The organism is Rudaea sp., from assembly GCF_047601565.1.
GTDB lineage: Bacteria > Pseudomonadota > Gammaproteobacteria > Xanthomonadales > Rhodanobacteraceae > Rudaea.
The window spans coordinates 390,032-414,566 of record NZ_JASGIY010000001.1 but is presented as its reverse complement, the minus strand read 5'-3'; the positions used below and the strand labels follow the sequence as shown (position 1 = coordinate 414,566).

22 protein-coding genes are annotated in these 24,535 nt (G+C 62.8%); 11 read left to right on the top strand and 11 right to left on the bottom strand.

Annotation, left to right across the window (positions count from 1 at the left end; genetic code table 11):
* The first annotated feature begins 15 nt into the window (after positions 1–15).
* The 3 genes from ftsA to lpxC all read left to right on the top strand — a co-directional run bounded on the left by ftsA (position 16) and on the right by lpxC (position 4,006).
* Entirely contained in the window at positions 16–1,254 is a 1,239-nt protein-coding gene (gene ftsA, locus QM741_RS01800; protein ID WP_415206041.1) for a cell division protein FtsA, read from the top strand.
* 304 nt (positions 1,255–1,558) lie between these two features.
* Complete coding sequence (gene ftsZ, locus QM741_RS01795; RefSeq protein WP_415206040.1) at positions 1,559–2,734, top strand: cell division protein FtsZ; 1,176 nt, start codon at positions 1,559–1,561, stop codon at positions 2,732–2,734.
* Positions 2,735–3,094: 360 nt separating this feature from the next.
* Positions 3,095–4,006, top strand: coding sequence for a UDP-3-O-acyl-N-acetylglucosamine deacetylase (lpxC, locus tag QM741_RS01790; RefSeq protein WP_415206039.1), 912 nt, complete (start codon positions 3,095–3,097; stop codon positions 4,004–4,006).
* Positions 4,007–4,107: 101 nt separating this feature from the next.
* Here the strand turns inward: lpxC and QM741_RS01785 are convergent, their stop codons facing one another.
* Positions 4,108–4,662, bottom strand: coding sequence for a DciA family protein (locus tag QM741_RS01785; RefSeq protein ID WP_415206038.1), 555 nt, complete (start codon positions 4,660–4,662; stop codon positions 4,108–4,110).
* On the opposite strand from QM741_RS01785, the gene QM741_RS01780 reads away from it, so the two are divergent.
* The 3 genes from QM741_RS01780 (at position 4,655) to QM741_RS01770 (ending at position 9,793) form a co-directional block, all read left to right on the top strand.
* The gene (locus tag QM741_RS01780; protein ID WP_415206037.1) at positions 4,655–5,596 is read left to right on the top strand and encodes a M23 family metallopeptidase; all 942 of its coding nucleotides are present in this window, start codon (positions 4,655–4,657) and stop codon (positions 5,594–5,596) included. The two genes, QM741_RS01785 and QM741_RS01780, sit on opposite strands and share 8 nt — an antisense overlap.
* Before the next feature lie 333 nt (positions 5,597–5,929).
* Positions 5,930–8,662 carry a preprotein translocase subunit SecA gene (gene secA / locus QM741_RS01775; RefSeq protein WP_415206036.1) on the top strand — a complete coding sequence of 911 codons (2,733 nt, stop codon included), beginning with the start codon at positions 5,930–5,932 and terminating at the stop codon, positions 8,660–8,662.
* 114 nt (positions 8,663–8,776) lie between these two features.
* Positions 8,777–9,793 carry a Nudix family hydrolase gene (locus tag QM741_RS01770; RefSeq protein WP_415206035.1) on the top strand — a complete coding sequence of 339 codons (1,017 nt, stop codon included), beginning with the start codon at positions 8,777–8,779 and terminating at the stop codon, positions 9,791–9,793.
* Positions 9,794–9,798: 5 nt separating this feature from the next.
* On the opposite strand, the gene coaE is transcribed toward QM741_RS01770, so the two are convergent.
* From coaE to QM741_RS01735, 7 genes are all read right to left on the bottom strand, one after another.
* Entirely contained in the window at positions 9,799–10,431 is a 633-nt protein-coding gene (gene coaE, locus QM741_RS01765) for a dephospho-CoA kinase (protein WP_415206034.1), read from the bottom strand.
* Positions 10,432–10,483: 52 nt separating this feature from the next.
* On the bottom strand, positions 10,484–11,347 hold the full coding sequence (locus QM741_RS01760; RefSeq protein ID WP_415206033.1) for a prepilin peptidase: 864 nt from the start codon (positions 11,345–11,347) through the stop codon (positions 10,484–10,486).
* Positions 11,348–11,359: 12 nt separating this feature from the next.
* Positions 11,360–12,640, bottom strand: coding sequence for a type II secretion system F family protein (locus tag QM741_RS01755; RefSeq protein WP_415206032.1), 1,281 nt, complete (start codon positions 12,638–12,640; stop codon positions 11,360–11,362).
* A gap of 122 nt (positions 12,641–12,762) precedes the next feature.
* Entirely contained in the window at positions 12,763–14,490 is a 1,728-nt protein-coding gene (pilB, locus tag QM741_RS01750) for a type IV-A pilus assembly ATPase PilB (protein ID WP_415206031.1), read from the bottom strand.
* Positions 14,491–14,721: 231 nt separating this feature from the next.
* Positions 14,722–14,970: a hypothetical protein gene (locus QM741_RS01745; RefSeq protein ID WP_415206030.1), complete on the bottom strand. Its 249-nt coding sequence runs from the start codon at positions 14,968–14,970 to the stop codon at positions 14,722–14,724.
* Between the two features lie 74 nt (positions 14,971–15,044).
* Positions 15,045–15,437 (bottom strand): type II toxin-antitoxin system VapC family toxin, encoded by a 393-nt coding sequence (locus tag QM741_RS01740; RefSeq protein WP_415206029.1) that lies wholly within the window; start codon positions 15,435–15,437, stop codon positions 15,045–15,047.
* Entirely contained in the window at positions 15,434–15,850 is a 417-nt protein-coding gene (locus QM741_RS01735) for an AbrB/MazE/SpoVT family DNA-binding domain-containing protein (RefSeq protein ID WP_415206028.1), read from the bottom strand. The genes QM741_RS01740 and QM741_RS01735 overlap by 4 nt, the downstream gene beginning before the upstream one ends.
* 22 nt (positions 15,851–15,872) lie before the next feature.
* Here QM741_RS01735 and QM741_RS01730 point away from each other — a divergent pair, with 22 nt between their 5' ends.
* Genes QM741_RS01730 through QM741_RS01710 form a run of 5 tightly spaced genes read left to right on the top strand, consistent with a single transcriptional unit; the run spans position 15,873 to position 20,301 of the window.
* Entirely contained in the window at positions 15,873–16,721 is an 849-nt protein-coding gene (locus tag QM741_RS01730; protein WP_415206027.1) for a glycosyltransferase family 2 protein, read from the top strand.
* Positions 16,722–16,741: 20 nt separating this feature from the next.
* Complete coding sequence (locus QM741_RS01725; protein WP_415206026.1) at positions 16,742–17,449, top strand: class I SAM-dependent methyltransferase; 708 nt, start codon at positions 16,742–16,744, stop codon at positions 17,447–17,449.
* Positions 17,446–18,621, top strand: a complete 1,176-nt coding sequence (locus QM741_RS01720) for a glycosyltransferase (protein ID WP_415206025.1) — start codon at positions 17,446–17,448, stop codon at positions 18,619–18,621. The genes QM741_RS01725 and QM741_RS01720 overlap by 4 nt, the downstream gene beginning before the upstream one ends.
* Positions 18,622–18,625: 4 nt before the next feature.
* Entirely contained in the window at positions 18,626–19,384 is a 759-nt protein-coding gene (locus QM741_RS01715) for a class I SAM-dependent methyltransferase (protein ID WP_415206024.1), read from the top strand.
* Entirely contained in the window at positions 19,381–20,301 is a 921-nt protein-coding gene (locus QM741_RS01710) for a hypothetical protein (protein WP_415206023.1), read from the top strand. The genes QM741_RS01715 and QM741_RS01710 overlap by 4 nt, the downstream gene beginning before the upstream one ends.
* Before the next feature lie 7 nt (positions 20,302–20,308).
* Here the strand turns inward: QM741_RS01710 and QM741_RS01705 are convergent, their stop codons facing one another.
* From QM741_RS01705 to QM741_RS01695, 3 genes are all read right to left on the bottom strand, one after another.
* Entirely contained in the window at positions 20,309–20,839 is a 531-nt protein-coding gene (locus QM741_RS01705; protein WP_415206022.1) for an acyltransferase, read from the bottom strand.
* Between the two features lie 96 nt (positions 20,840–20,935).
* Positions 20,936–22,117 (bottom strand): DegT/DnrJ/EryC1/StrS family aminotransferase, encoded by a 1,182-nt coding sequence (locus QM741_RS01700; protein ID WP_415206021.1) that lies wholly within the window; start codon positions 22,115–22,117, stop codon positions 20,936–20,938.
* Positions 22,118–22,574: 457 nt separating this feature from the next.
* Positions 22,575–24,503: a hypothetical protein gene (locus QM741_RS01695; protein ID WP_415206020.1), complete on the bottom strand. Its 1,929-nt coding sequence runs from the start codon at positions 24,501–24,503 to the stop codon at positions 22,575–22,577.
* Positions 24,504–24,535: the final 32 nt, after the last annotated feature.

Genomic DNA, 24,535 nt, shown 5'->3' with positions numbered 1-24,535 from the left:
CCAGAGTACTTCACGATGAAACACAGAGCCGAAAAATCGCTGATCGTCGGGCTCGACGTCGGCACTTCGAAAGTGGTCGCGATCGTCGGCGAATACGCGCCGGGCGAGCCGGTCGAAATCATCGGCATCGGTTCGCACGCCTCGCACGGCCTCAAGCGCGGCGTCGTCGTCGACATCGAATCGACCGTGCAGTCGATCCAGCGCGCGGTCGAGGAAGCCGAACTGATGGCCGGCTGCGAGATTCGTTCGGTTTACGCCGGCATCAGCGGCAGCCACATCCTCGGCCGCAACTCGCACGGCACCGCGCCGATCCGCGAGCGCGAAGTGACTCAGGGCGATATCGACCACGTGCTCGACGCGGCCTGCGCCGTGGCGATCCCGGCCGACCAGCGCGTTCTGTACAAGGAACCGCAGGAATTCGTCATCGACGGCCAGGAGGACATCCGCCATCCGATCGGCATGAGCGGCGTGCGCCTCGAAGCCAACGTGCACATCGTCACCGGCGCGGTCAGCGCGGCGCAGAACATCACCAAGTGCGTGAACCGCTGCGGCCTGCAGGTGGACGATCTGATTCCGGGTGCGATCGCCTCGAGCAAGGCGATCCTCGTGCAGGACGAGCGCGAGCTCGGCGTCTGCCTCGTCGACATCGGCGCGGGCACGACCGACATTTCGATCTTCACCCAGGGCGCGATCCGCCACACCGCGAGCCTGCCGATCGGCGGCGACCAGGTGACCAACGACATCGCCCAGGGCTTCCGCACGCCGACCGCGCACGCCGAGGAGATCAAGGTCAAGTACGCCTGCGCGCTCGCCCAGCTCGCGCACGCCGAGGAGACGATCCAGGTGCCGAGCGTCGGCGACCGTCCGCCGCGCCGTCTCGCGCGGCAGACGCTGGCCGAGTGGGTGCAGCCGCGCTACGAGGAACTGTTCGGCATGGTCCAGGCCGAGCTGCGCCGCTCGGGCTACGAGTCGCTCGTCGCCGCCGGCATCGTGCTGACCGGAGGCGGCGCGAAGATGGAAGGCGTCATCGAACTGGCCGAAGAAGTGTTCCACCTGCCCGTGCGCGTCGGCCTGCCGCAGCACGTGACCGGGCTCGCCGACGTGGTCAGCAATCCGATCCATGCGACCGGCGTGGGCCTGCTGCTCTACGGCAGCCGGCAGGACGGCATGGCACGCGGTGGTGGCAGTTCCGTCGTCGGCAACGTCGGCAGCTTCTGGGGCAAGGTGAAGCACTGGGTGAAGGGCGAGTTTTAGCTTCCCTTCTCCCATCGGGAGAAGCCGCGTCACTAAAGCGCCGGATGAGGGAAGAGCGTTGCACTGATGAACGAGGTTGATGGTCCGCAAAGCCTTTCCCTCGTCCGCCCTTCGGGCACCTTCTCCCGATGGGAGAAGGGAAGAAAAAGCCAAGCGGTGCGCCGGGATGCGTGCCGCGGATCCGAAACGGATCCAACGTTGCGGCGGGCGTGTGCCTGCACGCCGCAAGGCCGGGTCGGCGCGGAGCGCCGTAGCCGGTGATCGACAACGACATCCAGCAACACTACTCGCGGAGGTAAGGGAAATGTTCGAACTCGTGGAAAAACTTGCGCCGAATGCGGTCATCAAGGTCATCGGCGTCGGCGGCGGCGGCGGCAACGCGGTCAGCCACATGGTCAATTCGCAGATCGAGGGCGTCGATTTCGTCTGTGCGAACACCGATGCGCAGGCGCTGAAGAAAACCGGCGCAAAGTTGACGTTGCAGCTCGGCGGCAACGTGACCAAAGGCCTCGGCGCGGGCGCGAATCCGGAAGTCGGCCGTCAGGCCGCGCTGGAAGATCGCGAGCGCATCGTCGAGCTGCTGCAGGGCGCCGACATGGTGTTCATCACCGCCGGCATGGGCGGCGGCACCGGTACCGGCGCGGCGCCGGTCGTGGCGCAGCTCGCCAAGGAACTCGGCATCCTCACGGTGGCCGTGGTGACCAAGCCGTTCCCGTTCGAAGGCCGCCGCCGCATGCAGGTGGCGATGAAGGGCATCGAGGATCTCTCCCAGTACGTCGACTCGCTGATCACGGTGCCGAACGAGAAGCTGCTGAGCGTGCTCGGCCACGACGTGACGATGGTTTCGGCGCTCAAATCGGCGGACGACGTGCTGCTCGGCGCGGTGCAGGGCATTTCCGACCTGATCACGCGTCCGGGCTTGATCAACGTCGATTTCGCCGACGTGCGCACGGTCATGAGCGAGATGGGCTTCGCGATGATGGGCACGGGCATCGCGCGCGGCGACGACCGCGCGGTCGCGGCGGCCGAGGGTGCGATCAACAATCCGCTGCTCGAAGACGTGAATCTTTCCGGCGCCTGCGGCATCCTCGTCAACGTCACCGCCGGTCCGAACCTGACCATGCGCGAGTTCGACGAGATCGGCCAGGTCGTGCACCAGTTCGCCTCGGAAGACGCGACCGTCGTCATCGGCACGGCGATCGACCAGGAAATGCAGGACAACGTGCGCGTCACCGTCGTCGCCACGGGCCTCAACCGCAACGCGGCACGCCAGCACGCGCGGCGCGAGGAAGCCGTCGTCGTCCAGCGTCCGACCCTCGTCAAGCGCACGGGCACCGATAACCTGCCGATCCACGATGACTACCTCCAGCCGGTGCGCAGCGTCTCCGTGCGGGCGGCGCTGAGCGAGGCGGCACCCGCCGCCGACGCGCAGGTCGACTATCTGGACATTCCGGCCTTCCTGCGGCGTCAGGCGGACTGACTGACCGCAACCACCAGCCGGCTGGGTGCGGTGTGGCGGCGGGGCAGCCGCCCGCCGCCGACGGCCTGTCCCGGGCGGCCATGCGCAAGATGGCGCTCGATCACCGCCTGTCTCCCGGCTTCCGCGATCCCCGGGCTCGTTACGCGACGGCACAGTCGCGTAACGAATCCTTAATGAGATTCCGCAGATCCCCGTTGTGTCGGAGTGACGCTGCTACCATCTCCGGCAAGACGTAGACTTGACGTTGTATTTTTACAACGCCCGTCGGATTTTTACGTCGCTTTGACTTTGCGCGGCAACATCCCTGTGTTAGGATTCTTGCCGTTTTTGTCCGCTCCTGCCCCAGGGGTCATAAGAAAAATGATCAGACAACGTACGCTCAAAAACATCATCCGGGCGACGGGCGTTGGTCTGCATACGGGCGAGAAGGTTTACATGACGCTGCGTCCTGCAGCCGTCGACACCGGCATCGTATTTCGCCGCGTGGACCTTGCGCAACCGGTGGAGATACGCTCGCGCAGCGAAAACATCGGCGACACACGCCTCTCCAGCACCCTCGTCAAGGACGGGGTGCGCATCGCGACCATCGAACATCTTCTTTCCGCTTTCGCCGGACTGGGCATCGACAACGCCTATGTCGACCTGTCCGCGCCGGAAGTGCCGATCATGGACGGCAGCGCCGGTCCGTTCGTATTCCTGCTGCAATCGGCGGGCATCGAGGAACAGGCCGCCGCCAAGCGTTTCATCCGCATCAAGAAGCCCGTCGTCGTGCGCGAAGGCGACAAGTGGGCGAGCTTCGAGCCGTTCGACGGATTCAAGGTCGGTTTCTCGATCGACTTCGATCATCCCATCTTCACGCGCCGCACCTCCAAGGCCGAGATCGACTTTTCCACGACCTCGTTCGTGAAGGAAGTCTCGCGCGCCCGCACGTTCGGCTTCATGCGCGACATCGAAATGCTGCGCGAGAAGAACCTCGCGCTCGGCGGCTCGATGGACAACGCGATCGTGCTCGACGACTACCGCGTGCTCAACGAGGACGGCCTGCGCTACGAGGACGAATTCGTCAAGCACAAGATCCTCGATGCGATCGGCGATTTGTATCTGCTCGGCCACAGCCTGATCGGCGCGTTCTACGGCCACAAGTCCGGTCATGAATTGAACAACAAGCTGCTGCGCACGCTGATGGCGGATGTGAAGGCGTGGGAAGAGGTCAGTTTTCCGGATCAGGCCAAGGCGCCGATCTCGTACGCACACCCCGCGCAGGCTGTATGAATGCAATCGTCCGTGATTGCGAAAGTCAAAAAGCGGCCATCCATGGCCGCACTTTTCAATAACAGCAGCCTGCTAATGAGGTTGCTCCAGTTTGGAAAAAGCTACTCGGCGAGGGATGCCAGTTTGAGGTAAGCGGCCCGGAGTTCCGGGTCGGAAAGGGACCGAGCCACCTGCCGCAGATGTTCGGCGCTGGCTTTGGAAAGAGGTTTGGGTTTTGCCGGTTCTCGGGGAACGGGAGGCAGGGCCGCCACTTTCACCGCGAATTTCTCGATGGGTAGGCCCGAAGTGGTACGGGCATGGGCAAGAATCGCGTTCTGATGAAGACGCAGTTTCGCCGCCCAGGTCGGGGAACTCGCCAGAAAGACAATCCGCCCGGATTGCACGGTCGCCAGACGGCATTGGCGGCGCAGCGCATCCGGCAGCGGTTGGCGCAGTTGACGATCGAGCGCATCCAGGGCGCGCGCCCGCGCGAGCAGGGCGGCGACGGGGGCGGATTCGCTTATGGCACGGGCGGTAGGCCCGGCCTTGGCGGATCGTGCGGTGGCGGCCTTGTCGCGGGCCGGCGATCGATGGTCTGGCTGCATGGCGTAAACGAAGCGCGACGGGCGAAATGCCCGGCTGTCGCTCCCCAAGACATTCTGCGAAACGATGAACATCATAATCGTCGCAAGCTCCAACGCAACGCCGACCACGTTCGACCTCAAGAGCTGGCGCGTGCGCAGCCCCATCGCCGCCGCCGTGGCGGGGTTCGCGATCCTCTGCATCGGCATCGGCGTCGTCGCCACCTGCGCCGTTTCCAGCAGCCGCGACGCGGCGCTGCGCAAGCTCGCCGCGCTGCACGAAACGATTGCCGTGCAGAAAACCGCACTGGACGGCCTCGAAACGGCCTCGCGCCGCGACATGGACGCGCTGGCGCTGCAACTCGGCTCGCTGCAGGCGCAGGCGACGAGGCTCAACGCGCTCGGCGAACGCCTCGCCGAAATCGGTAAGCTCGGCGACGGCGAATTCGATTTCACCAAGGCGCCCGCGCTCGGCGGCCCGGAGGACGCGTCCGCGGCCCCGCACCCGCTCGATTTCGACCTGGCCGGCAACATCGGTGCGCTACGCGATCAATTCGCCCAGCAGGAAACCGAGCTGACCGTACTCGAAAACCTGTTGCTCGACCGCAAGGCGCGCAACGAACTCGTGCCGAGCGGTTATCCGGTCTCGACCAGTTACATCGGTTCGCCGTTCGGCACGCGCGTCGATCCGATCAATGGCCAGATCGAAACCCATCTGGGCCTCGACTTCGCCGCCGAGATAGGCAGCGAGATCAAGGCCGTCGCTCCTGGCGTGGTCGTCTTCGCCGGCGACAGGCCGGGTTACGGGCACGTCGTCGAGATCGACCACGGCAACGGCTACATGACGCGCTATGCGCACAATTCGGCCAATCTCGTGCAGGTCGGCGACCGCGTGAAGTTCGGCCAGGTCGTCGCCAAGGTCGGATCGAGCGGCCGCTCGACCGGCCCGCACTGCCACTTCGAGGTCTGGCTCGGCGGCAAGCCGGTCAACCCCTATGCCTACGTGAAGGGCAAGATCAAGCCGGTGTAGCTCTGCTTCCCTTCTCCCCGTGGGAGAAGGTGCCCGAAGGGCGGATGAGGGAGAGACGCAGAGATTTGCGGAAACGTTGCGAAAATTCGCGATGCTTTCCCTTCATCCGGTGCCATGCGTCACCCTCCCCCGCCGGGAGAAGGGAAGCAAGAGCTTGAAAGCGCCCCTCCGACGCCCAATTCCACTATAATGCGCGCAGGCCGCCTGTAGGCGGCTTTTGTTTTCCAGGGTTTGTTTTTTGCGCTCATCCGTGAGCGCGGGAGCAAAAAGCGGCCATTCGTGGCCGCACTTATCGATAAAGCTTCCAATTCACCAGCTCACAGTATTTCTCGCATGTTCAACCGCATCCTCACCGGCATTTTCGGCAGCCGCAACGAACGTCTGATCAAGCAGATGCAGAAGACGGTCGCGAAGATCAACGCGCTCGAGCCTTCGCTGCAGGCGCTGTCCGACGAGGCATTGCGCGCGCGCACCGACGCGCTGAAGGCACGCCTCGCGGCCGGCGAAACGGTGGACGATATCCTGCCCGACGCCTTCGCCACGGTGCGCGAGGCGTCGAAGCGGGTGCTCGGCATGCGCCATTACGACGTGCAGCTGATCGGCGGCATGGTGCTCAACTCGGGCCGCATCGCCGAGATGCGCACGGGCGAGGGCAAGACCCTCGTCGCCACGCTGCCGGTCTACCTCAACGCGCTCGAAGGCAAGGGCGTGCACGTCGTCACCGTCAACGACTACCTCGCGCGCCGCGACGCGGCGTGGATGGGCAAGGTCTACAACTTCCTCGGCCTCACGGTCGGCGTCGTCTATCCGGGTATGGACCATGCCGACAAGCACGCCGCCTACGCCGCCGACATCACCTACGGCACGAACAACGAATACGGCTTCGACTACCTGCGCGACAACATGGCGCTGTCGAAGGAACAACGCTACCAGCGCGGCCTGCACTACGCGATCGTCGACGAGGTCGACTCGATCCTGATCGACGAGGCGCGCACGCCGCTGATCATCTCCGGCCCGTCGGACGATTCGCCGCAGCTTTACGCGCGCATCAACCGCATCGTGCCGAAGCTGACCCGGCAGGAGACCGAAGAAGGCGCCGGCGACTATTTCGTCGACGAAAAGCAGAAGCAGGTGCACCTGTCCGAAGAGGGCATGGAGCACGCGGAGGAAGTGCTGCGCGCCGACGGCATCATCGGTGCGGACGAATCGCTCTACGACTCCAAGCACCTCGCCGTCGTCCACCACCTCAACGCCGCGCTGCGCGCGAACGCGCTGTACCGCCGCGACCAGGAATACATCGTGCGCGACGGCGAAGTCATCATCGTCGACGAGTTCACCGGCCGCACGCTGGCCGGGCGGCGCTGGTCCGACGGCCTGCACCAGGCGGTCGAGGCCAAGGAGGGCGTGCCGATCCAGCGCGAGAACCAGACCCTCGCCTCGATCACGTTCCAGAACTACTTCCGCATGTACAAGAAGCTGTCCGGCATGACCGGCACCGCCGACACGGAAGCCTACGAATTCCAGCAGATCTACGGCCTCGAGGTCGTCGTCATCCCGACGCACAAGCCGATGGTCCGCAAGGACAACCAGGACATCGTCTTCCTCAAGCAGCCGTACAAGTTCGAGGCCGTCATCGAGGACATCAAGGACTGCTTCGGGCGCGGCCAGCCCGTGCTCGTCGGCACGACCTCGATCGAGACCTCCGAACTGCTGTCGAGCCTGCTCGACAAGCAGAAGCCGCCGATTCCGCACGAAGTGCTCAACGCCAAGCAGCACGAGCGCGAGGCGCAGATCGTCGCCCAGGCCGGCCGCCCGGGCGCGGTGACGATCGCGACGAACATGGCCGGCCGCGGCACCGACATCGTGCTCGGCGGCTCGCTCGAGGCAGAGCTCGCCGCGCTGCCCGAAGAGGCGACCGAGGCCGACCGCGAAAAGCTCAAGGCCGACTGGAAGCAGCGCCACGACCAGGTGCTCGCTGCCGGCGGCCTCCACATCATCGGCACCGAGCGCCACGAGTCGCGCCGCATCGACAACCAGCTGCGCGGCCGCTCCGGCCGCCAGGGCGACCCGGGTTCGAGCCGCTTCTATCTCTCGCTCGAAGACCAGCTCATGCGCATCTTCGCGCCCGACTGGGTCACGCGCTGGATGCAGTTGTTCGGCATGAAGGAGCACGAGGCGCTCGAGGACAAGATGATCACGCGCGTGATCGAGAAGTCGCAGCGCAAGGTCGAAGCGCACAACTTCGACATCCGCAAGAACCTGCTCGAGTTCGACGACACCTCGAACGACCAGCGCAAGGTCGTCTACCAGCAGCGCAACGAGCTGCTCGACGCCAACGACGTCAACGAGAACATCGTCAACATCCGCTACGACGTCATGAGCGACCTCGTGCGCCGTTTCGTGCCGGCCGACAGCGTCGACGAGCAGTGGGATCTCGCCGGCCTCGACCGCGCGCTGCAATCCGAATTCGGCATCCCGCTCGACGTCAAGCATTGGGCCGAGAGCCAGCACGACCTCAGCGCCGACGGCATCCGCGACCACGTCATCGACGAGGTCGACCGTTTTTTCCGCGAGAAGGAAGCGCAGTACGGTTCGGAAATCATGCGCGCGGCCGAGAAGTTCTTCCTCTTGCAGGTGCTCGACCAGCACTGGAAGGAACACCTCGCGAGCATGGACTACCTGCGCCAGGGCATCTACCTGCGCGGCTATGCGCAGAAGCAGCCGAAGCAGGAGTACAAGAGCGAAGGCTTCACCCTGTTCCAGGCCATGCTCGAGCGCGTCAAGACCGAGGTGATCCAGCGCCTCGCCATGTTGCGCATCCGCAGCGAGCAAGAAGTCGCCGCGCTCGAGGAGCAGCAGCGCCGCGAACAGGAGCGCCGCGCGCTGGAATTCCAGCACGCCGAGGCGGCTTCGCTCGCGGCGGAAAGCGCGGCGGCGCAGCCGGGCGAAGGCGTGCCGCCGCCGCCGAGCCAGGTCGTGCGCGACACGCCCAAGATCGGCCGCAACGATCCGTGTCCTTGCGGTTCGGGCAAGAAATTCAAGCAGTGCCACGGGCGCTTGGCTTGATCTTTCCCTTCTCCCACCGGGTCGAAGTCGGCGACAGCCGACTGAGGGTGAGGCAGGATGCCGAACGGGGCGGGTGCCCGAAGGGCGGATGAGGGAAAGGACAAACACGCCGTCATGTCGCACCAATCTTGCGACGCTTCTCCCTCACCCGGCGCGCGGCGCGCGCCGACCTCTCCCGAGGGGAGAGGTGAAGATCGCATCCACGTCGTCGCCGCAGTATTGAGCGATCGCGATGGCCGCGTGCTGATCGCGCAGCGACCGTCCGGCAAGCATTCCGCCGGTCTGTGGGAATTCCCCGGCGGCAAGGTCGAACCGGGCGAAACCGCGCATGCGGCGCTGAGCCGCGAGTTGCACGAGGAAATCGGCGTGCATGTCGGCGCGATCGAGCCGTTGATCGGCATACCTTGGGATTTCGCGACAAAATCCATTTTTCTCGACGTGTACCGGGTACTCGATTTTGCGGGCGAACCGCACGGGCGCGAAGGTCAGGCGCTGGCCTGGCATCGCATCGACGAGCTTGCGGATATCGCGATGCCGCCGCCCGACCGGCCGGTCGTCGCCGCGCTCCGGCTGCCAACCGGCTACGCGATCACGCCCGAGCCGGCAAGCGACGATGCGGCTTTCCACGCCCGCATGGACGCCGCGCTCGCGAACGGCGTGCGCTTGCTGCAATTGCGGGCGAAGGCCGTTTCGGCCTCGCGCCTGTGTGCGCTCGCGCGAGCCGCGCAGGCGCGGGTGCGTGAGGCAGGCGCCGCATTGGTGATCAACTCGAACCTCGCGCTTGCGCGCGAGCTCGATCTCGACGGCGTGCACCTTCCGGCATCCGAACTGATGGGGCTGAACGATCGTCCTTTGCCGCGCAGCCGTTGGCTCGCCGCTTCCTGCCACGATGCGCGCGAGCTTGCGCATGCGGCGTCGATCGGCGTCGATTTCGCCGTGCTCGGCCCGGTGCTGGCCACGCGCAGCCATCCCGGTGCCGCGGCGCTGGGCTGGCGGCGCTTCGCCGAACTCTGCGCCGCGGCGCCGTTGCCGGTCTATGCGCTCGGCGGGCTCGCCGCCGCCGATCTGCCCGCCGCGAAAGCCGCCGGTGCGCAAGGCATCGCCGGCATCTCGGCGTTTTTCGGAGCGTAAGCGGGCTACGCGCGAAGGCGCGATGCGAGCGCGAGATAACGCGCGTGCAGCCGTGCGACGATGCGCGGCAGGGCGTCGATGGCGCCCGTGTTGTCGATCACGTCGTCCGCGAGCGCGAGGCGCTGCGCGCGCGTCGCCTGCGCGGCCAGCGCGCGCTGCGCGTCGTCTTCGGTCATGCCGTCGCGCTGCATCAGCCTGGCCAACTGGACCGCGCGAGCCACGTCGACGACGAGCACGCGGTCGGTCCAGTCGTAGGCGGTCCGCGGCGACTCGGCGAACAGCGGAATCGCGAGCAGGCAATACGGCACCGCGCAGGCGCGTGCGCGCGCCTGCAACGCTTCGCGCACGCGCGGATGCAGGATCGCCTCGAGCCGCCGCCGCGCCGCGTCGTCGCCGAAGATGTGCTCGCGCATGCGGCGGCGGTCGAGTCCGCCGTCCGACGTGAGCAAATCCGGGCCGAACGCGGCGCCGATTTCCGCGAGCGCCGGCTGTCCCGGCGCGACGAGCTCGCGCGCGATCGCATCGGCGTCGAACACCGGCACGCCGAGTTCGAGGAAACCATTCGTCACCGTCGTCTTGCCGGAGGCGATCCCCCCTGTGACGACGACGGCAAGGCTGCGATTGAAGGCGGTAGGCATTCGCGAAGCGTACGGTTTCCGTCATTATTCCCGCCGCGACGGGCAAAGAGAACTACGGGAACGCGAACAGGTGCCGATACAGCGCCAGTATCTGCGAGCCGAACACGAACTGCACCCAGCCCGCCGCGGCGAGGAACGGACCGAACGGAATCGGCGTGGCGCGGTCGCGGCCTTGCACAGCGAGCAGGCCGCCGCCGACCACGGCACCGATCAGCGAGGACAGCAGGATGATCGGCAGCAGCGCCCACGGCCCCATCCACGCGCCGAGCGCGCCAAGCAGCTTGAAGTCGCCGTAGCCCATGCCTTCCTTGCCGGTCAGCAGCTTGAAGCCCCAATACACCGACCACAGCGCAAGGTAGCCGATCGCCGCGCCGAGGATGGCCGACGGCGCATCGACGAAGAAAGGCACGAGCGCGATCAGCAGGCCGAGCCAGAGCAGCGGCAGGGTGATCTGGTCGGGCAGCAACTGCGTGCGCACGTCGATGCCGGCCAGCGCGACCAGCGCCCAGGTGAACAGCAGTCCCGCCGCCGCCGGCCAAGTCGCACCGAATTTCCATACGACCAGCAGCGAGCAAACGCCGGTCAGCAGTTCGACCAGCGGATACTGCACGGAAATCCTCGTGCCGCAATGCTTGCAGCGGCCGCGCAAAGCCAGCCAGCTCACGAGCGGGATGTTCTCCAGCGCGCCGAGCGCGTGCTTGCATTGGGGGCAATGCGACGCCTGCCAGACCAGCCCCGGCGGCGCGGGTTCGGCGGCAGGGCCGAGTTCGAGCACCTCGCGGCTCTGCTCGCGCCACTGGTGCATCAACCGCGCCGGCAGGCGCAGGATGACCACATTGAGAAAGCTGCCGACCAGCAGGCCGAGCAGGCCGGCCAGCGCCATGGCCACGCCGGGAATCGCGAGCAGTTCACCCATCCGGCGGTGCGCTCAGCCGACCACGTTGCCGAGCTGGAAGATCGGCAGGTACATCGCCACCACCATGCCGCCGACGACGATGCCGATGATCACCATGATGAACGGTTCGAGCAGGCTCGACAGCGCGTCCACCGCGTTGTTCACCTCCTGCTCGTAGAACTCGGCGACCTTGAACAGCATCGTGTCGAGCGCGCCGGCTTCCTCCCCGATGCCGACCATCTGCACGACCATGTTCGGAAACAATCCGGTCTGCTTCATGGCGAACTGCAATTGATGGCCCACGGCGACGTCGTCGCGAATCTTCTTCACCGCCTCGTTGTAGATCGGGCTGCCGGTGGCCGTGGACACCGAATCCAGCGCCTCGACCAGCGGCACGCCGGCCTTGAAGGTCACGCCGAGCGTGCGCGCGAAGCGCGCGATCGCCGACTGGGTGAGAATCTGCCCGACGATGGGAATCTTGAGCGACGCGCGCGCGATGAAGCGGGCGAATTTCGGCGAACGCTTGTACACGAGCATGATCCCGCCGATCGTGCCGGCCATGATGACGAGCATGATCAGCCAGTGCTGGGTGACGAAGCGCGACAGGTTCACGTACAGCAACGTGAACGCCGGCAGCTTGGCGCCGAAGTTGGCGAACACCGATTCGAACTGCGGAATGACGAAGATCAGCAGGATCAGCGTGACGATGAAGGCGACCGCGAGGACGGCGGCCGGGTAGAACATCGCCTTCTTGACCTTGCCCTTGATCGCCTCGATGTTCTCCTTGTAGGTGGCCACCGTGTCGAGCACGGTATCGAGTACGCCCGCGGTTTCGCCGGCCTTGACCAGATTGGTGTACAGCTCGTCGAACTGCACCGGGTACTTGCGCATCGACTCGGCCAGCGAAGCGCCGCCCTCGATGTTGGTCTTGACGTCGAGCAACATGTTCTTCATGCGCGGATTGGCCTGGCCGTTGGCGATGATGTCGAGGCCCTGCACCATCGGCACGCCGGCCGACATCATCACCGCGATCTGGCGGCTGAACACCGCGATCTCGCGCGGCTTGATCGTGCGCCCGGCCGATCCGAACAGCGGCTTGGGCTTGGGCTTGATCGTGGTCGCGTTGATGCCGCGGCGGCGCAGGTCGGCCTTGAGCAGGGTGGCCGACTTGGCCACCTCTTCGCCCTTGAGCTTCTTGCCGCGCGCGTCGGTGCCGTACCAGACGAAGGTCACGGTCTGGTTCACCTCGGCGCGCGCGCGGCCCACCTGGGCAGCGTTCGGCTTGTTGCGGGCGGTGGTTGCGGCTGGGGCCATGGTCGGTGCTCGAGCTTGCCGAAAGTCGGTTAAGAGTACATTAGGAACGGCGGAAAAAATGCGCGCAAGTACGTAAAATTCCGGCACGTCTTCCCCTCTCCCACCGGGAGAAGGGAAGAGCATCAATCCTTGGTCACGCGGTTGATCTCGGCCAGGCTGGTGACGCGCTGTTTTACCTTGAGCAGGGCCGATGCGCGCAAGTCGCGCACGCCCGAAGCCTTGGACGCCGCGGCGATGTCGAGCATGTTGCCGCCCTTCAAGATGATCTTGGTGATCGGCTCGTTGATCGGCATCACCTGGTAGATGCCGGTGCGGCCCTTGTAGCCCTCGTTGCACATCGCGCAGCCGATCGCGTCGAAAACCTGCATGTCCTTGATGTCGTCCTGAGTGAAGCCCTCGGCGAGCAGGGTTTCCGGCGGCAACGCGATCGGCTTCTTGCACTCGTGCAGGCGCCGCGCAAGGCGCTGGGCGACGACCAGCGACAGCGCCGAAGTGATGTTGTAAGGCGCAATGCCCATGTTCATGAGGCGCGACACCGTCTGCGGCGCGTCGTTGGTGTGCAGCGTCGACAGCACCATGTGGCCGGTCTGCGCCGCCTTGACCGCGATCTCGGCGGTTTCGAGGTCGCGAATCTCGCCGACCATGATCACGTCCGGGTCCTGGCGCAGGAACGAGCGCAGCGCGACGGCGAACGTCATGCCGCGCTTCGCGTTCTGCTGCACCTGGTTGACGCCCTGCAGGCGGATTTCGACCGGGTCCTCGACCGTGGAGATGTTGCGCCCCTCGACGTTGAGGATGTTGAGCGCGGTGTACAGCGAGACGGTCTTGCCCGAGCCGGTGGGGCCGGTGACGACGACCATGCCGTAGGGCTTCTGGATCGCGTTGAGGAACAGTTCCTTCTGGTCTTCCTCGTAGCCGAGCTTGTCGATACCGAGCCTCGCCACCGAGGCGTCGAGGATGCGCAGCACGACTTTCTCGCCGAACAGCGTCGGACAGGTGGACACGCGGAAATCCACCGACTTGGTCTTGGACAGGTTGAGCTTGATGCGCCCGTCCTGCGGAATGCGGCGCTCGGAGATGTCCAGGCCCGACATCACCTTGAGGCGCGAGGAGATGCGCGCGGCCATGCGCGGCGGCGGCGAGGTGACCGCGCGCAGCATGCCGTCCATGCGGAAGCGCACGCGGTAGGTGTTCTCGAACGGCTCGAAATGGATGTCCGAGGCGCCGCGCTTGATCGCGTCCACCAGCACCTTGTTGACGAACTTGACCACGGGCGTGTCGTTGCCCTTGGCGTCGATGCCGGTGTCGGTCTCTTCGTCGCCGTCGCCGATGACGAGCTTTTCCAAGCCGCCCGCCACGTCGTCGAGCGCGTCGAAGCTCGACGTGCCCATGCTGTAGACCTGGTCGATCAGGCGCGACAGCTGGTCGGAGTCGATCAGCACCGCTTCCACCGCGCTCTTGGAGTGGAACTTCACGTCGTCGAGCGCGCGCGTATTGGTCGGGTCGGAGATGGCCACGTACACGCGCGGCCCGCGCTTGTAGATCGGCAGCGCCTGATGCCGGTTGGCGAGGTCTTCGCTGATCAGGTTCTGCGGCACCTGGGCGAGATCGATCGCCTCGGCATCGAGCAGCGGCACGCCGAATTCCTCAGCGTTGGCAAAGGCAAGTTGCTGGCTGTCGACCAGATTGCGCTCGATCAGCAGGCTGGAGACCGGAATCTTCTGCTTCAGCGCCGCGTCGCTGGCGCGCCGCGCGTCGTTCTCGGACAGCAAGCCTTGCATCACCAGGCGCTTGACGACGCCGCTCAACCCGGTCAGGGATGAGCTGGTGGCGGCATCGGGTGCGCTCATCGTCGTAGTCATTCAGGCCCCTGAAGGGTTTTGCTGAGTATACAGCATGCGCGATCCCGACGAGGCCGCAGGGGTACGCCTTCCCCCCGCGCCTCGCGGGGGGAAGGGTAAATATACTGTCCGCGCCTCGCGCGGGGGGAAGCACAAACAACGTGCGCCGTTTGCCCTTGATGCCGTTTCAGCCGATGCGCGCGGAGAGCGCGCTCGCGAATTGTTTTTTGCGCTCGACGATCAGCCGATCCATGCCCGCTTCCTTTCGTGCAGTATGCGCCGGGCGTAAGGCAGAAAATCTTCTGCGTCGAACAGGTGGCGGCGGATGAGCGCTGCGTAATCCGTGTTGCTGCCCAGAACGCGCTGGCCGTATTGCGGTATCTGGCCGAGCAGGGGTTCGCCCACGGTTTTCAGATCGATCAGGTCGACCGGCCGTCCGATTGCGGCCGCAAGGTCTTCGATGAGCCGCATCTTTTCCGCTGCGGACAACGGGCGCTCGGCTTCGATGGCGATGTCGAGATCGCTCCGGCGAAAAACGAATCGGCCGCCTTGGTTGGCGTGCTTCAACGGGCGCGAACCGATGCCACATCGAATCCGCGCAATTGCAGCCATGCGACATCGGCCGTGACCGCTCGTGCACCGCGCAAGCGCGCCAGCGCCAAGCAACAGCGGTCGCCTAGGGAAAGGCCGAGCTTGCTCGTGACCGGGCGCAGCGCCGCCGCCAAGGCCGCCTGCGCCGCGTCGAACGGAACAACATCGAGGCCGAAGGCGGCCAGTTCCCGCGAGAACTCCGCTTCCTTGAGTCCGCGTTCGGCGAGCTTGGCGCCGACTTCGGACCAGTTCACCGCACTCACCTCGCCGCCGGGGCGGGCGAGATATTCCATCGCCTCGCTCGCGCCGGGTTCGTCGAAAATCACCGCGAGCAGCGCGGACGCATCGTAAACGAGCGCACTCATTCCCTTGCCGCGGCGGCACGCCGTTCGCGCAGCAAAGACTCGACGGCCGGATGCTTGGGATCGCGCAGGCGTGCGAGCCGCTTCTGCATGCTGCGGATCGCGTTCAATCGGCGCGTGATTCGTACCTCGCCGTTGACCACGGACAACGTCAATGCCTCTCCTGCATTGAGATCCAATTCGTTGCGGATCGCCGCCGGAATGAGGATACGGCCTTCCTTGCTCAGGCTGGTCGTGTGTTCGAGCATGTCAGGTTTCTTGAGATTGACAATTCTTTGAATTTTGTCCTTTATTGTGCTGTTTGTCAACTCCAAGCGGGCATTGCGCCGCAAGCCAGCCAACGAAACCCGCCGGATTTCCGCTACTATCGAAAAAGCTGGCGCAGGCGAACAATCGATGGGGCAATCGCCCGCCACGTCTCAACTCCAGGAGGTCGTCTTGCTCAGCATCATCCTGCCGGCGAAAAACGAATCGGCCGCCCTGGCCGATCTGCTTCCCGAATTGCGCGCCGCGCAGTCGCAGGCGGAAATCATCGTCGTCAACGACGGCTCGACCGACGACACGGCCGCAGTTTGCGCCGCGAACGGCGTCAAAATGCTTACGCAGCCCTATTCGATGGGCAACGGCGCGGCGATCAAGCGCGGAGCCCGCGAGGCGCAGGGCGATGTATTGGTGTTCATGGACGGCGACGGCCAGCACGACCCCGCCGACATTGCGCGCCTCGTGGCCAAGCTCGACGAAGGCTACGATATGGCCGTCGGCGCGCGCGACTGGGAAGGGCAGGCCGGCGTCGGTCGCGGCGTCGCCAACACGATCTACAACTGGCTTGCCAGCCGCATGACCGGTTTCAAGGTAGCCGACCTGACCTCGGGATTCCGCGCTGCCCGCGCCGACAAGTTTCGCGAATTCCTGCACCTGCTGCCGAACGGATTCTCGTATCCGACCACGAGCACGATGGCATTCTTCCGCAGCGCCTATGCGGTGGCTTATGTGCCGATCAAGGCTGCGCAGCGCATTGGGAAAAGCCATATCCGACCGTTGCGCGACGGCGTTCGCTTCCTATTGATCATCTTCAAGATTGCCACGCTCTATTCGCCTCTCAAGCTGTTTGCGCCGGCGAGCGTCGTCTTCTTCGTGCTCGGGCTTGCGCGCTACCTGTACACCTTCATCAACGACCACCGACTTACCAACATGAGTGTGCTGCTGTTTTCCGCATCGGTTATCGTGTTCCTGATCGGGTTGATCTCCGAACAGATCACGGCGTTGATGTACAAAGCGCAGGCTTGAGGATGGTTTCGGTAGCCGTAATGCGTCGCTGGCTGCAGCCGTTGCGTAATACGGTTCTGCACCCGCAATGGTTTGCTTTGCGGGACGAGCGTCAAGTCCGACGATGGGTGAAGGCGAATGCCAACGGTCGCGTCCTGGACATTGGTTGCGCGGATGAATGGGCTCGCCAAGTGATATCCGCACAATGCGAATACATTGGTCTTGATTATCCGCTTACCGCACAGGGTGCCTACGGAACGCGTCCCGATGTATTCGCCGATGGTGGATTGCTGCCGTTTCGCGACGGCACATTCGATACGGTTCTATTGCTTGAAGTTCTGGAGCATGTCGCCGAGCCTGCGCGGGTACTCTCCGAAATCGAACGCGTGTTGAAATCGGGTGGGGTACTCTTACTCAGCATGCCTTTCCTTTACCCCTTGCATGATGCTCCTCACGACTATCAGCGTTATACGGCGCCTGGCCTGAAATACGCCGTCGTTCGTGCCGGCTTGGATTGCATCGAACCGTTACCACGCAACACCGGATTTCGTACCGCTGCATTGTTGTTGGCCATTGCCTGCGCGGACTGCGTACTGAGTGCCACGCGAACGCGACATTGGCGCTTGGCCTTTGCCCCATTTCTCATGGTGTGCATCCCGATCATCAATGGGTTGGGTTGGTTGCTCGGGTGGCTTGGGGATTCGGGAATGATCGCGTCAGGCCATTCCATTGAGGCACGCAAGCCTTGAATTCGCTTCCAGCCACGCAAGACACCTTCACGCAAGACACCTTGTTGTTGATTACGACATCCTACCCGCGCAGCGGAGACGGGAGCGAAGCGGCAGGCTCGTTCATGGCTGACTTGGCAATGGAACTTGCTCACCGCGTTCCGGTTCGGATTCTTGCGCCAGGTAACGCTGCATCGATGGAGAACGCAGCGCCGAATGTATCGGTTTGGCGTTTCCCGGCTCCGCAAGGCGGTTTATCGAACTTGCGGCTTGGCAATCCCCTTGATGTATTGCGCATTTTCGCCGTGTTGCGATCAGGCCGCCGGGCTGCCATGCGTGCGACCCAGGATGGCCGCGTGAAACATGCCATGGCATGTTGGGCGCTACCGTCCGGAGCTTGGGCGAATCGCTTGCTGCGCAAACGCCGCATTCCGTATTCGATATGGGTGCTGGGCAGTGACGTTTGGTCGTTGGGGCGTGTTCCAATTATTCGAAGAGTTCTGGCGTTCGTCATGCGCGCAGCAAGCCACCGCTATGCCGATGGCTTGAAGTTGGCACAAGATAGCAAGCAAATCTGCGGGCGACCCGTCGAGTTCTTGCCGACCACCCGCAAGTTGGAAACCACCGATCCGCCTCCGCCTGCTGTTGTGCCCCCATACAATCTGGTGTTCATCGGTCGCTGGCATCCGAATAAGGGTATCGACCTGCTTCTCGATGCCTTGATGATGCTGGACGATGCGGATTGGAAGCGTATCGACCGAGTGGCGATTTATGGGGGCGGTCCCATGCAGAATCTTGTGCATGCAAAATCCAAGGCGTTGGTCTTCGCTGGCCGGCCGCTCGATGTGGGAGGTTTCATTCCAAAACTACAGGCCGAACAAGCCATCATGCGCGCGGACTACCTGATCATTCCCTCACGTATCGAAAGCATACCGGTAGTTTTTTCTGATGCGATGAAGCTCGGTCGACCCGTCATCGCCACGCCCGTAGGCGACTTGCCGAAATTATTGGGGCAATCTGAAGAATGCGGCATTCTGGCGGCGAGTGTCGATGCGGACGGTATCGCAAATGCGTTGCGCAAAGCGCTTGCAACGAAGCCCGACACCTTTGCAAATGGAGTGCGGCGGCAGGCAGCGAATTTCGATCTTTCGCGTATTGCTGATCGCATCGTTAATGAGGTGATGGGTAACTGACGCGATGCACAACCCGAACGATCCGCGCTGGGGGCAGGAAGGACGCGAGTCCAAGGCCGAAGCAATCCTCAAGACCATGCAGATGCATACCGGGCAGAATTTGACGGATGCGGTGTGGCTGGATATCGGTTGCGGCAGCGGGGGTATCGCTGCGACCCTGGCCGAGCACGTCAGGCAGGTGGTTGCTGTGGATCCTGAGAGCTGGGCGCGTTGGGAGGCGTTTCGCAATGCGCATCCCAATCTCGTTTTTCATAAAGGTACATATTGCAGCCTCGGCCGATTGCTGAAATCCAATTCAGTCGACGTCGTGGTATGCAATCAGGTTTACGAGCATGTCGACGACCCGGTTGCCTTGCTCCGCGCGATACATGTTGCATTGAAGCCGGGCGGCTTGTGCTATTTCGCCGGCCCCAACCTGCTTTGGCCGATCGAGCCTCACGTTTTCTGGCCGTTCGTACACTGGTTCCCACGCCAGTTCGCACAACGCGTGATGCATTTTTTCGGATCAAAACGCGCGCACGAGTTGGATGCGTGGTCGTGGTCGTACTGGAGACTCACACGGGCATTCGCAAAGACTAGCTTCAGTTGGAAATTGGTAGTGGTGGAACGCATTCGCGCCGAAGCGGCCTTGCATGATTCGTGGCTCTTGCGGCTGGCTGCACGGGTCCCTGCCTCCCTCATCGTCTGGCTGATGCCGTTGGTGCCTGCGTTCATATTCGTCTTAACCAAGCCGAGTGCTGCTTCGCTCTCGGGCAACGTATGACCGTCCTTGGCTGGCGCAGGCATCTCCATTGGTTGCTTGCGCTGGTTTGCGCTGGCACGCTGGCTTGGACGATCCATCTGCTCTGGCAGGCATGGCCGACGTTGCAAGCGAACCTGCTCCAGATGCGGTCGAAGTGGCTGGCGTTTGTCTTCGCCGGCAACCTGCTTGCGGCGTACCTCGCATTCGAGGCATTCCGCGCCTTGTTCGTCCATGTATTACCAGGGCGCTATGGAAGGTTGCGCCTTGCGCACCTGTATTTCGTTGGCCAGTTGATGAAGCACCTTCCCGGGCGTATATGGGGCACGGCCTACCAGTCGGCCAGCGGCAACGAAGCGAGCATGGCGCAATGGGTCGGCGTGAATTCGGTGTTCATGGTGCTCAGCACGGCAGTGGCGATCTGGATTGCGGCTATCGTGCTCGGTTTTTTCCATGCTTGGCTCACGGGGTTTGCGGCGACTGCGGGCGGTTTGTTGGTCTATTTCGTTACCTGGCGGAAAACCGCCTTATCGCCATTGCTTGGGTTGCTGCGGCGCCTACCGATGCGCGCGGCGGGCAGACTTGCCGACGCGCTTGCCGGATTCGCCGATGCAAGCTCGGGATTCAAGCTCGAAGTGCTCGGCTGGCTTGTACTGGTCTGGCTTTGTTACCTGGCTGCATGGGCCGGATACGGGCTTGCATGGCCCGGATTGCGTGTAACCGATGCGGTCGTTTTGTGTGCAATCTATACTTTTTCCTGGTTCGTCGGATATATCAGCCTCATCTCGCCGTCCGGCATGGGTGTGCGCGAATTGGTGTTCGTACTGCTTGCACGCGATTTTCCGCCGGATGCTGTTGCCGGCTTGGCCGTCATGGGCAGGATGGCGTTGCTGGCAGTGGACGTGGTTCTCGGCGTGGCGTTCGTGCCATTCCGGCGTTGACGGCTGTTCAGTCCGGTCTGTCAGACACGACAATCGTTTTTTTCACTACGGCGGGCGATCCGGCCACGACCGAGGCGGCCGGCACGTCCGTTGTCACTACTGCGCCAGCTGCCACCACGGCCAGATTACCAATCTTGGTTCCCGCGAGCAGCACGGCATGGGCTCCGATCCAGCAGTCTTCGCCGACCGCCGTCGGCGCTGCGTGGGGTGCATAGTGTTCGATCATGGCGGAGTTCTGCGAGGCACCCGGGTCGGCATGCGTGAGCACGGTGACGCCTGGGGAAAGGGTGCTGCGCGCGCCGATGGTCAGGACCTCTTTAAGATCGAGACGGCAACCGGTTCCGACATGTACGCCATCGGCGAGATACAAGTGGCGGAAACCCTGTTGCAGGTTGAAGAACTGCGTTTCATAGACGCGCACATTGCTTCCTATGTGCGCGCCAAGTAAACCCAGCAGCCGCGCGCGCAGCCGCGGATGGATGCACCAGCGCAGTAATTTCTCGATCAGCAGGAATAGGCCGTGGCGTAACGCAGGCAACAGGCTGTCCCTATGGGGCTCGGATGGCCGTGATTCGTTCATTGGGCGCTATGTCCGTGGATGCCCAGTGAGGTTGCGTCATGGCAGTGACCACTATCAGCTCGCATGTACGATCTGCCTCACAGCATCTATGACACGCCGGACATCTGCGTCGGTGAGCTTAGGCGACAACGGCAGACTGGCCGTCTGTCGGCCAATGCGCATCGCGTTCGGCCACTGCTCAGGCCGCCAACCGAAGCGCTGCTGATAGTAAGGATGCTCAGCTACCGAAAGATAATGCACACCAGTACCGATGCGGCGGGTGTTCATCGCATCAAGAAAAGCGTCACGTGAAATACCGCAGCGTGTTTCGTCGAGCATGATCGTGAACAGATGGTACGCATGTCGGGTATCCAGAGCCGGTGGCTCGGGCAGTCCGATCGGCAGCTCTGCGAAAGCATCCATGTATTGGTTCCAGATCGCCTCGCGGCGTGCCCAATTCGCTTCGACACGGGCAAGTTGATGAATGCCGATGGCTGCCTGCAAATCCATCATGTTGTACTTGAAGCCTGCCTCGACCACGTGATAGTGCTTGTAGCCCTTGTCGCCGAAGCGATGCCAGGCGTCTTTGCTCATGCCGTGCAGCGCCAGTACCTTGGCGCGTGCGATCATTGCCTCGTCGCGCCCGACGATCATGCCACCTTCGCCGGTGACTACGTTCTTGGTGGCATAGAAGCTGAAGCAGCCGAAATCGCCGAAGCTACCTGCCCTGCGTCCCTGAAATTTGGTTTCGATCGCATGCGCGCAATCCTCGATCACGATGAGTCCGTATTTTTCGGCGATTGCCATGATGCGGTCCATCGCACAGGGTCGCCCCGCGAAATGCACGGGCAGGATCGCACGCGTGCGCGGCGTGATCGCGGCTTCGATTGCGTCGGGGTCGATGTTCTGCGTGAGGGGATCGACGTCGGCCAGTACCGGCGTTAGTCCGGCATGGATGATCGCATTAGCCGTCGCACAGAACGTCAGTGGTGTGGTGATGACTTCGCTGCCAGGCTCGAGCCGCGCGGCGACCATACTCACGTGCAACGCCGCGGTGCAGGAATTGACTGCCGCCACCTGCGTCGTCGCTAGGTGCTGGTAAGCGGCGAAGTCGCGCTCGAACCGTGCCACACGAGGGCCGGTGCCGAGCCATGACGATTGCATGCAGGCGACGACTTCGTCGATTTCAGCTTGCTCGATCAAAGGCGAGCCAAAAATCAGGAAGGGCTCTTCGTTATAGTCTGGAAGTGAGGTCATGGAGAAGAAGACGTATCGTTTTTCAGATTGGGTGGTTGTTGTAACCTGACCGTGAAAGCACGAATGGGGACCAACAGGCTGTCGAGACCGCAGTTGATCGAGGAAAGGCCTCGACAGGGCGAGCGTTTCAATCGCGAGTTCAAGTCTTAAGGACAACAAGGTTGAGTATACGAAGCTGCATGATCTTCGTCATGTTGCTTCGGCCTGGAATTTCTTCTTCTTTTTTTCTCCTTTTCACGCATCGCAATGAGCGACTCCTCGAATACCTCGCATGGGGTGCAGTATCCCAGTACCTTGCTCGGCGCGTACTGCCGGATCAGTCCGTTGGTATTCTCATTTGTATCCCGCTTCCCAGCTTGTGTACGCGCACGCGAAGTAGATAGTGCTGCCCAGCCCCTGGAAGGACACTCTGATGCGATTGCGGCGCACCTGATCTACCTTCCTTTCGTATGCTTTCTCATTGTTGCGCTTGCAGCCTGCGTTCGGCTTCGGTGATGTCTGCAGCAAACCGGCCCAGGTGGTCATGTTGCTTGAGAATAGAAAGTTGAGTAATGGCGGCGTCTTTTTTCTTCAGGTCGATGAGGTAGTTGGCGAGGTTCAGTCGATATTGCGGATCGTGCGACTGATTCGCCGCGTCTTCTGCAAGGCGCAGGGCTAGCTCCGCGTCGTGCAGACGGTTGAAGGCGAATATCGCGTAACTGTAAAGGATCGCAGGTGTTGCGGCGCCGGTGCCGACGGCGGCGAGAAACGATTGCAGCATTTCGTCGTCGTCGACCGGGCACAACCCTCGCACGACGCAATCGGTCAGTGTCTTAATCGCCGCATCGTTTTCGGCGGATGGAACGCCAGTGGCCAGTTTGGCTCTTACCGATGCCCACCATTCAGGATTGACAATGTGACGCGTGCGCGAAGCAAACATGATCTGGGCAACATCCGCAAGCACATCGGTACGTTTGACGAGAACAGCTTTTTGCAGGGCATCGAGGGCTTTGGACGTGAAGGGCGAATCGGTCTCGTAGTTACTCATCACGACAAGCGTACGTGCATATTCGTATGTCGCACGGGGCGAATCGGGATGTCGGGTTGCTTCGACGAGAGCCAAGGAAAGGGGGTTGCTCCATTCCTCCGCCCGTAAAAAAAGTGAGAAGCAGCAAAGGCCGAGAAATGCCGCCAAGACGCCCTTTCTCGGCAACGCGAGAAAGGCTACAGTTTGCTGCGGCAAAATCAGGTCCGTGGTGGTGAGCAGCAATCCGGTCGATGCAAAATAATTGCGATGCTCGAATGCGAGTTCCAGCGGAATGATCGTGGCCGTCATGGCATGCGCCGCGAGGAACCAAAGAATTCCAAGCGCGACGAGCGGACGTGATCGACGCACCATCATCGCGGCGATGGCTATGAGCAGCACCATCGACAGTGCAGGCAGGGTTGTCCAGGGCGACAAGGGGGAAGTCGAAACCGGAATCGTGTCGTGATAGAAGCTGAACGCACTAGGCAAAGGAGCGAGGATCCAGCCGATGTAGTCGATCAGAACTCTTGGTTCGGTCAACAGCCGTTGCGTGAGCGTAAAGGGTCTGCTTGCATAGGCGCCTGGCGACAGGACATGCGGGAGGAGCCAAGCCAAGCCGACAACGGAGGGCAGAAGCAGGAATACTCCAAAAAAGGCTGCGAGGCTACGTGGGCGCGGTTTCGATATCCCGGGTCGAGGAAGAACCAACTCCAGGATGAAAGCGTAGAGCGGCAGCATCGCGGCAGATTCTTTCGTCGACATTCCCAGAAGCAGCATGAGTGGGAAAGCCACCCACAAGCGCCAGCCACTGCCGCGTGTATTCGCGTCTTGGCGAGCTCGCGCCTCGACATAGAACAACAATCCCGCGAGCACGAAGACCTGGGCCAGGCTTTCCATGCGTTGCACAACGTACAACACGGGTGTCAGGTTGATCGGGTGCAGCAGCCATATCGCGCTGACGATTGCAGCGAGCAACCTGTTGCGCGACGAATGCGTTTGTTCAGTCGGCAAGCGCGCGATGATGCGCAGCATAAGCAGGTACAGCAGGCAACCGTTGAGCAGATGGATGCCGAGATTGACGGCCTTCATTGGCCACGGGGCGAGACCACTCGTGAAATAGTTGAGTGCGAAACTCAACGAGGCGAGTGGGCGCTGCAAATCGCTCGACGGCGATGACCAGATCGCTTGGGCCCACCGTTGCCAGTTCATCGAATCGACGTGCAGGCGGCTGTTGTCGACGATATTCGGATAGTCGTCGAAAAAGTAGCCGCCACTGAGCCCGGGGAAGTACAGGGCTACAGTGATGAGTATGGCAACGAGAAAAACCGCGCTTCCGCGGAAGTGCCCGAAGATAGTTCCTGTTCGCTTCGGCGAATTCATTGGGTAAAGGCTTCAAAATGGACGGAGTGTGA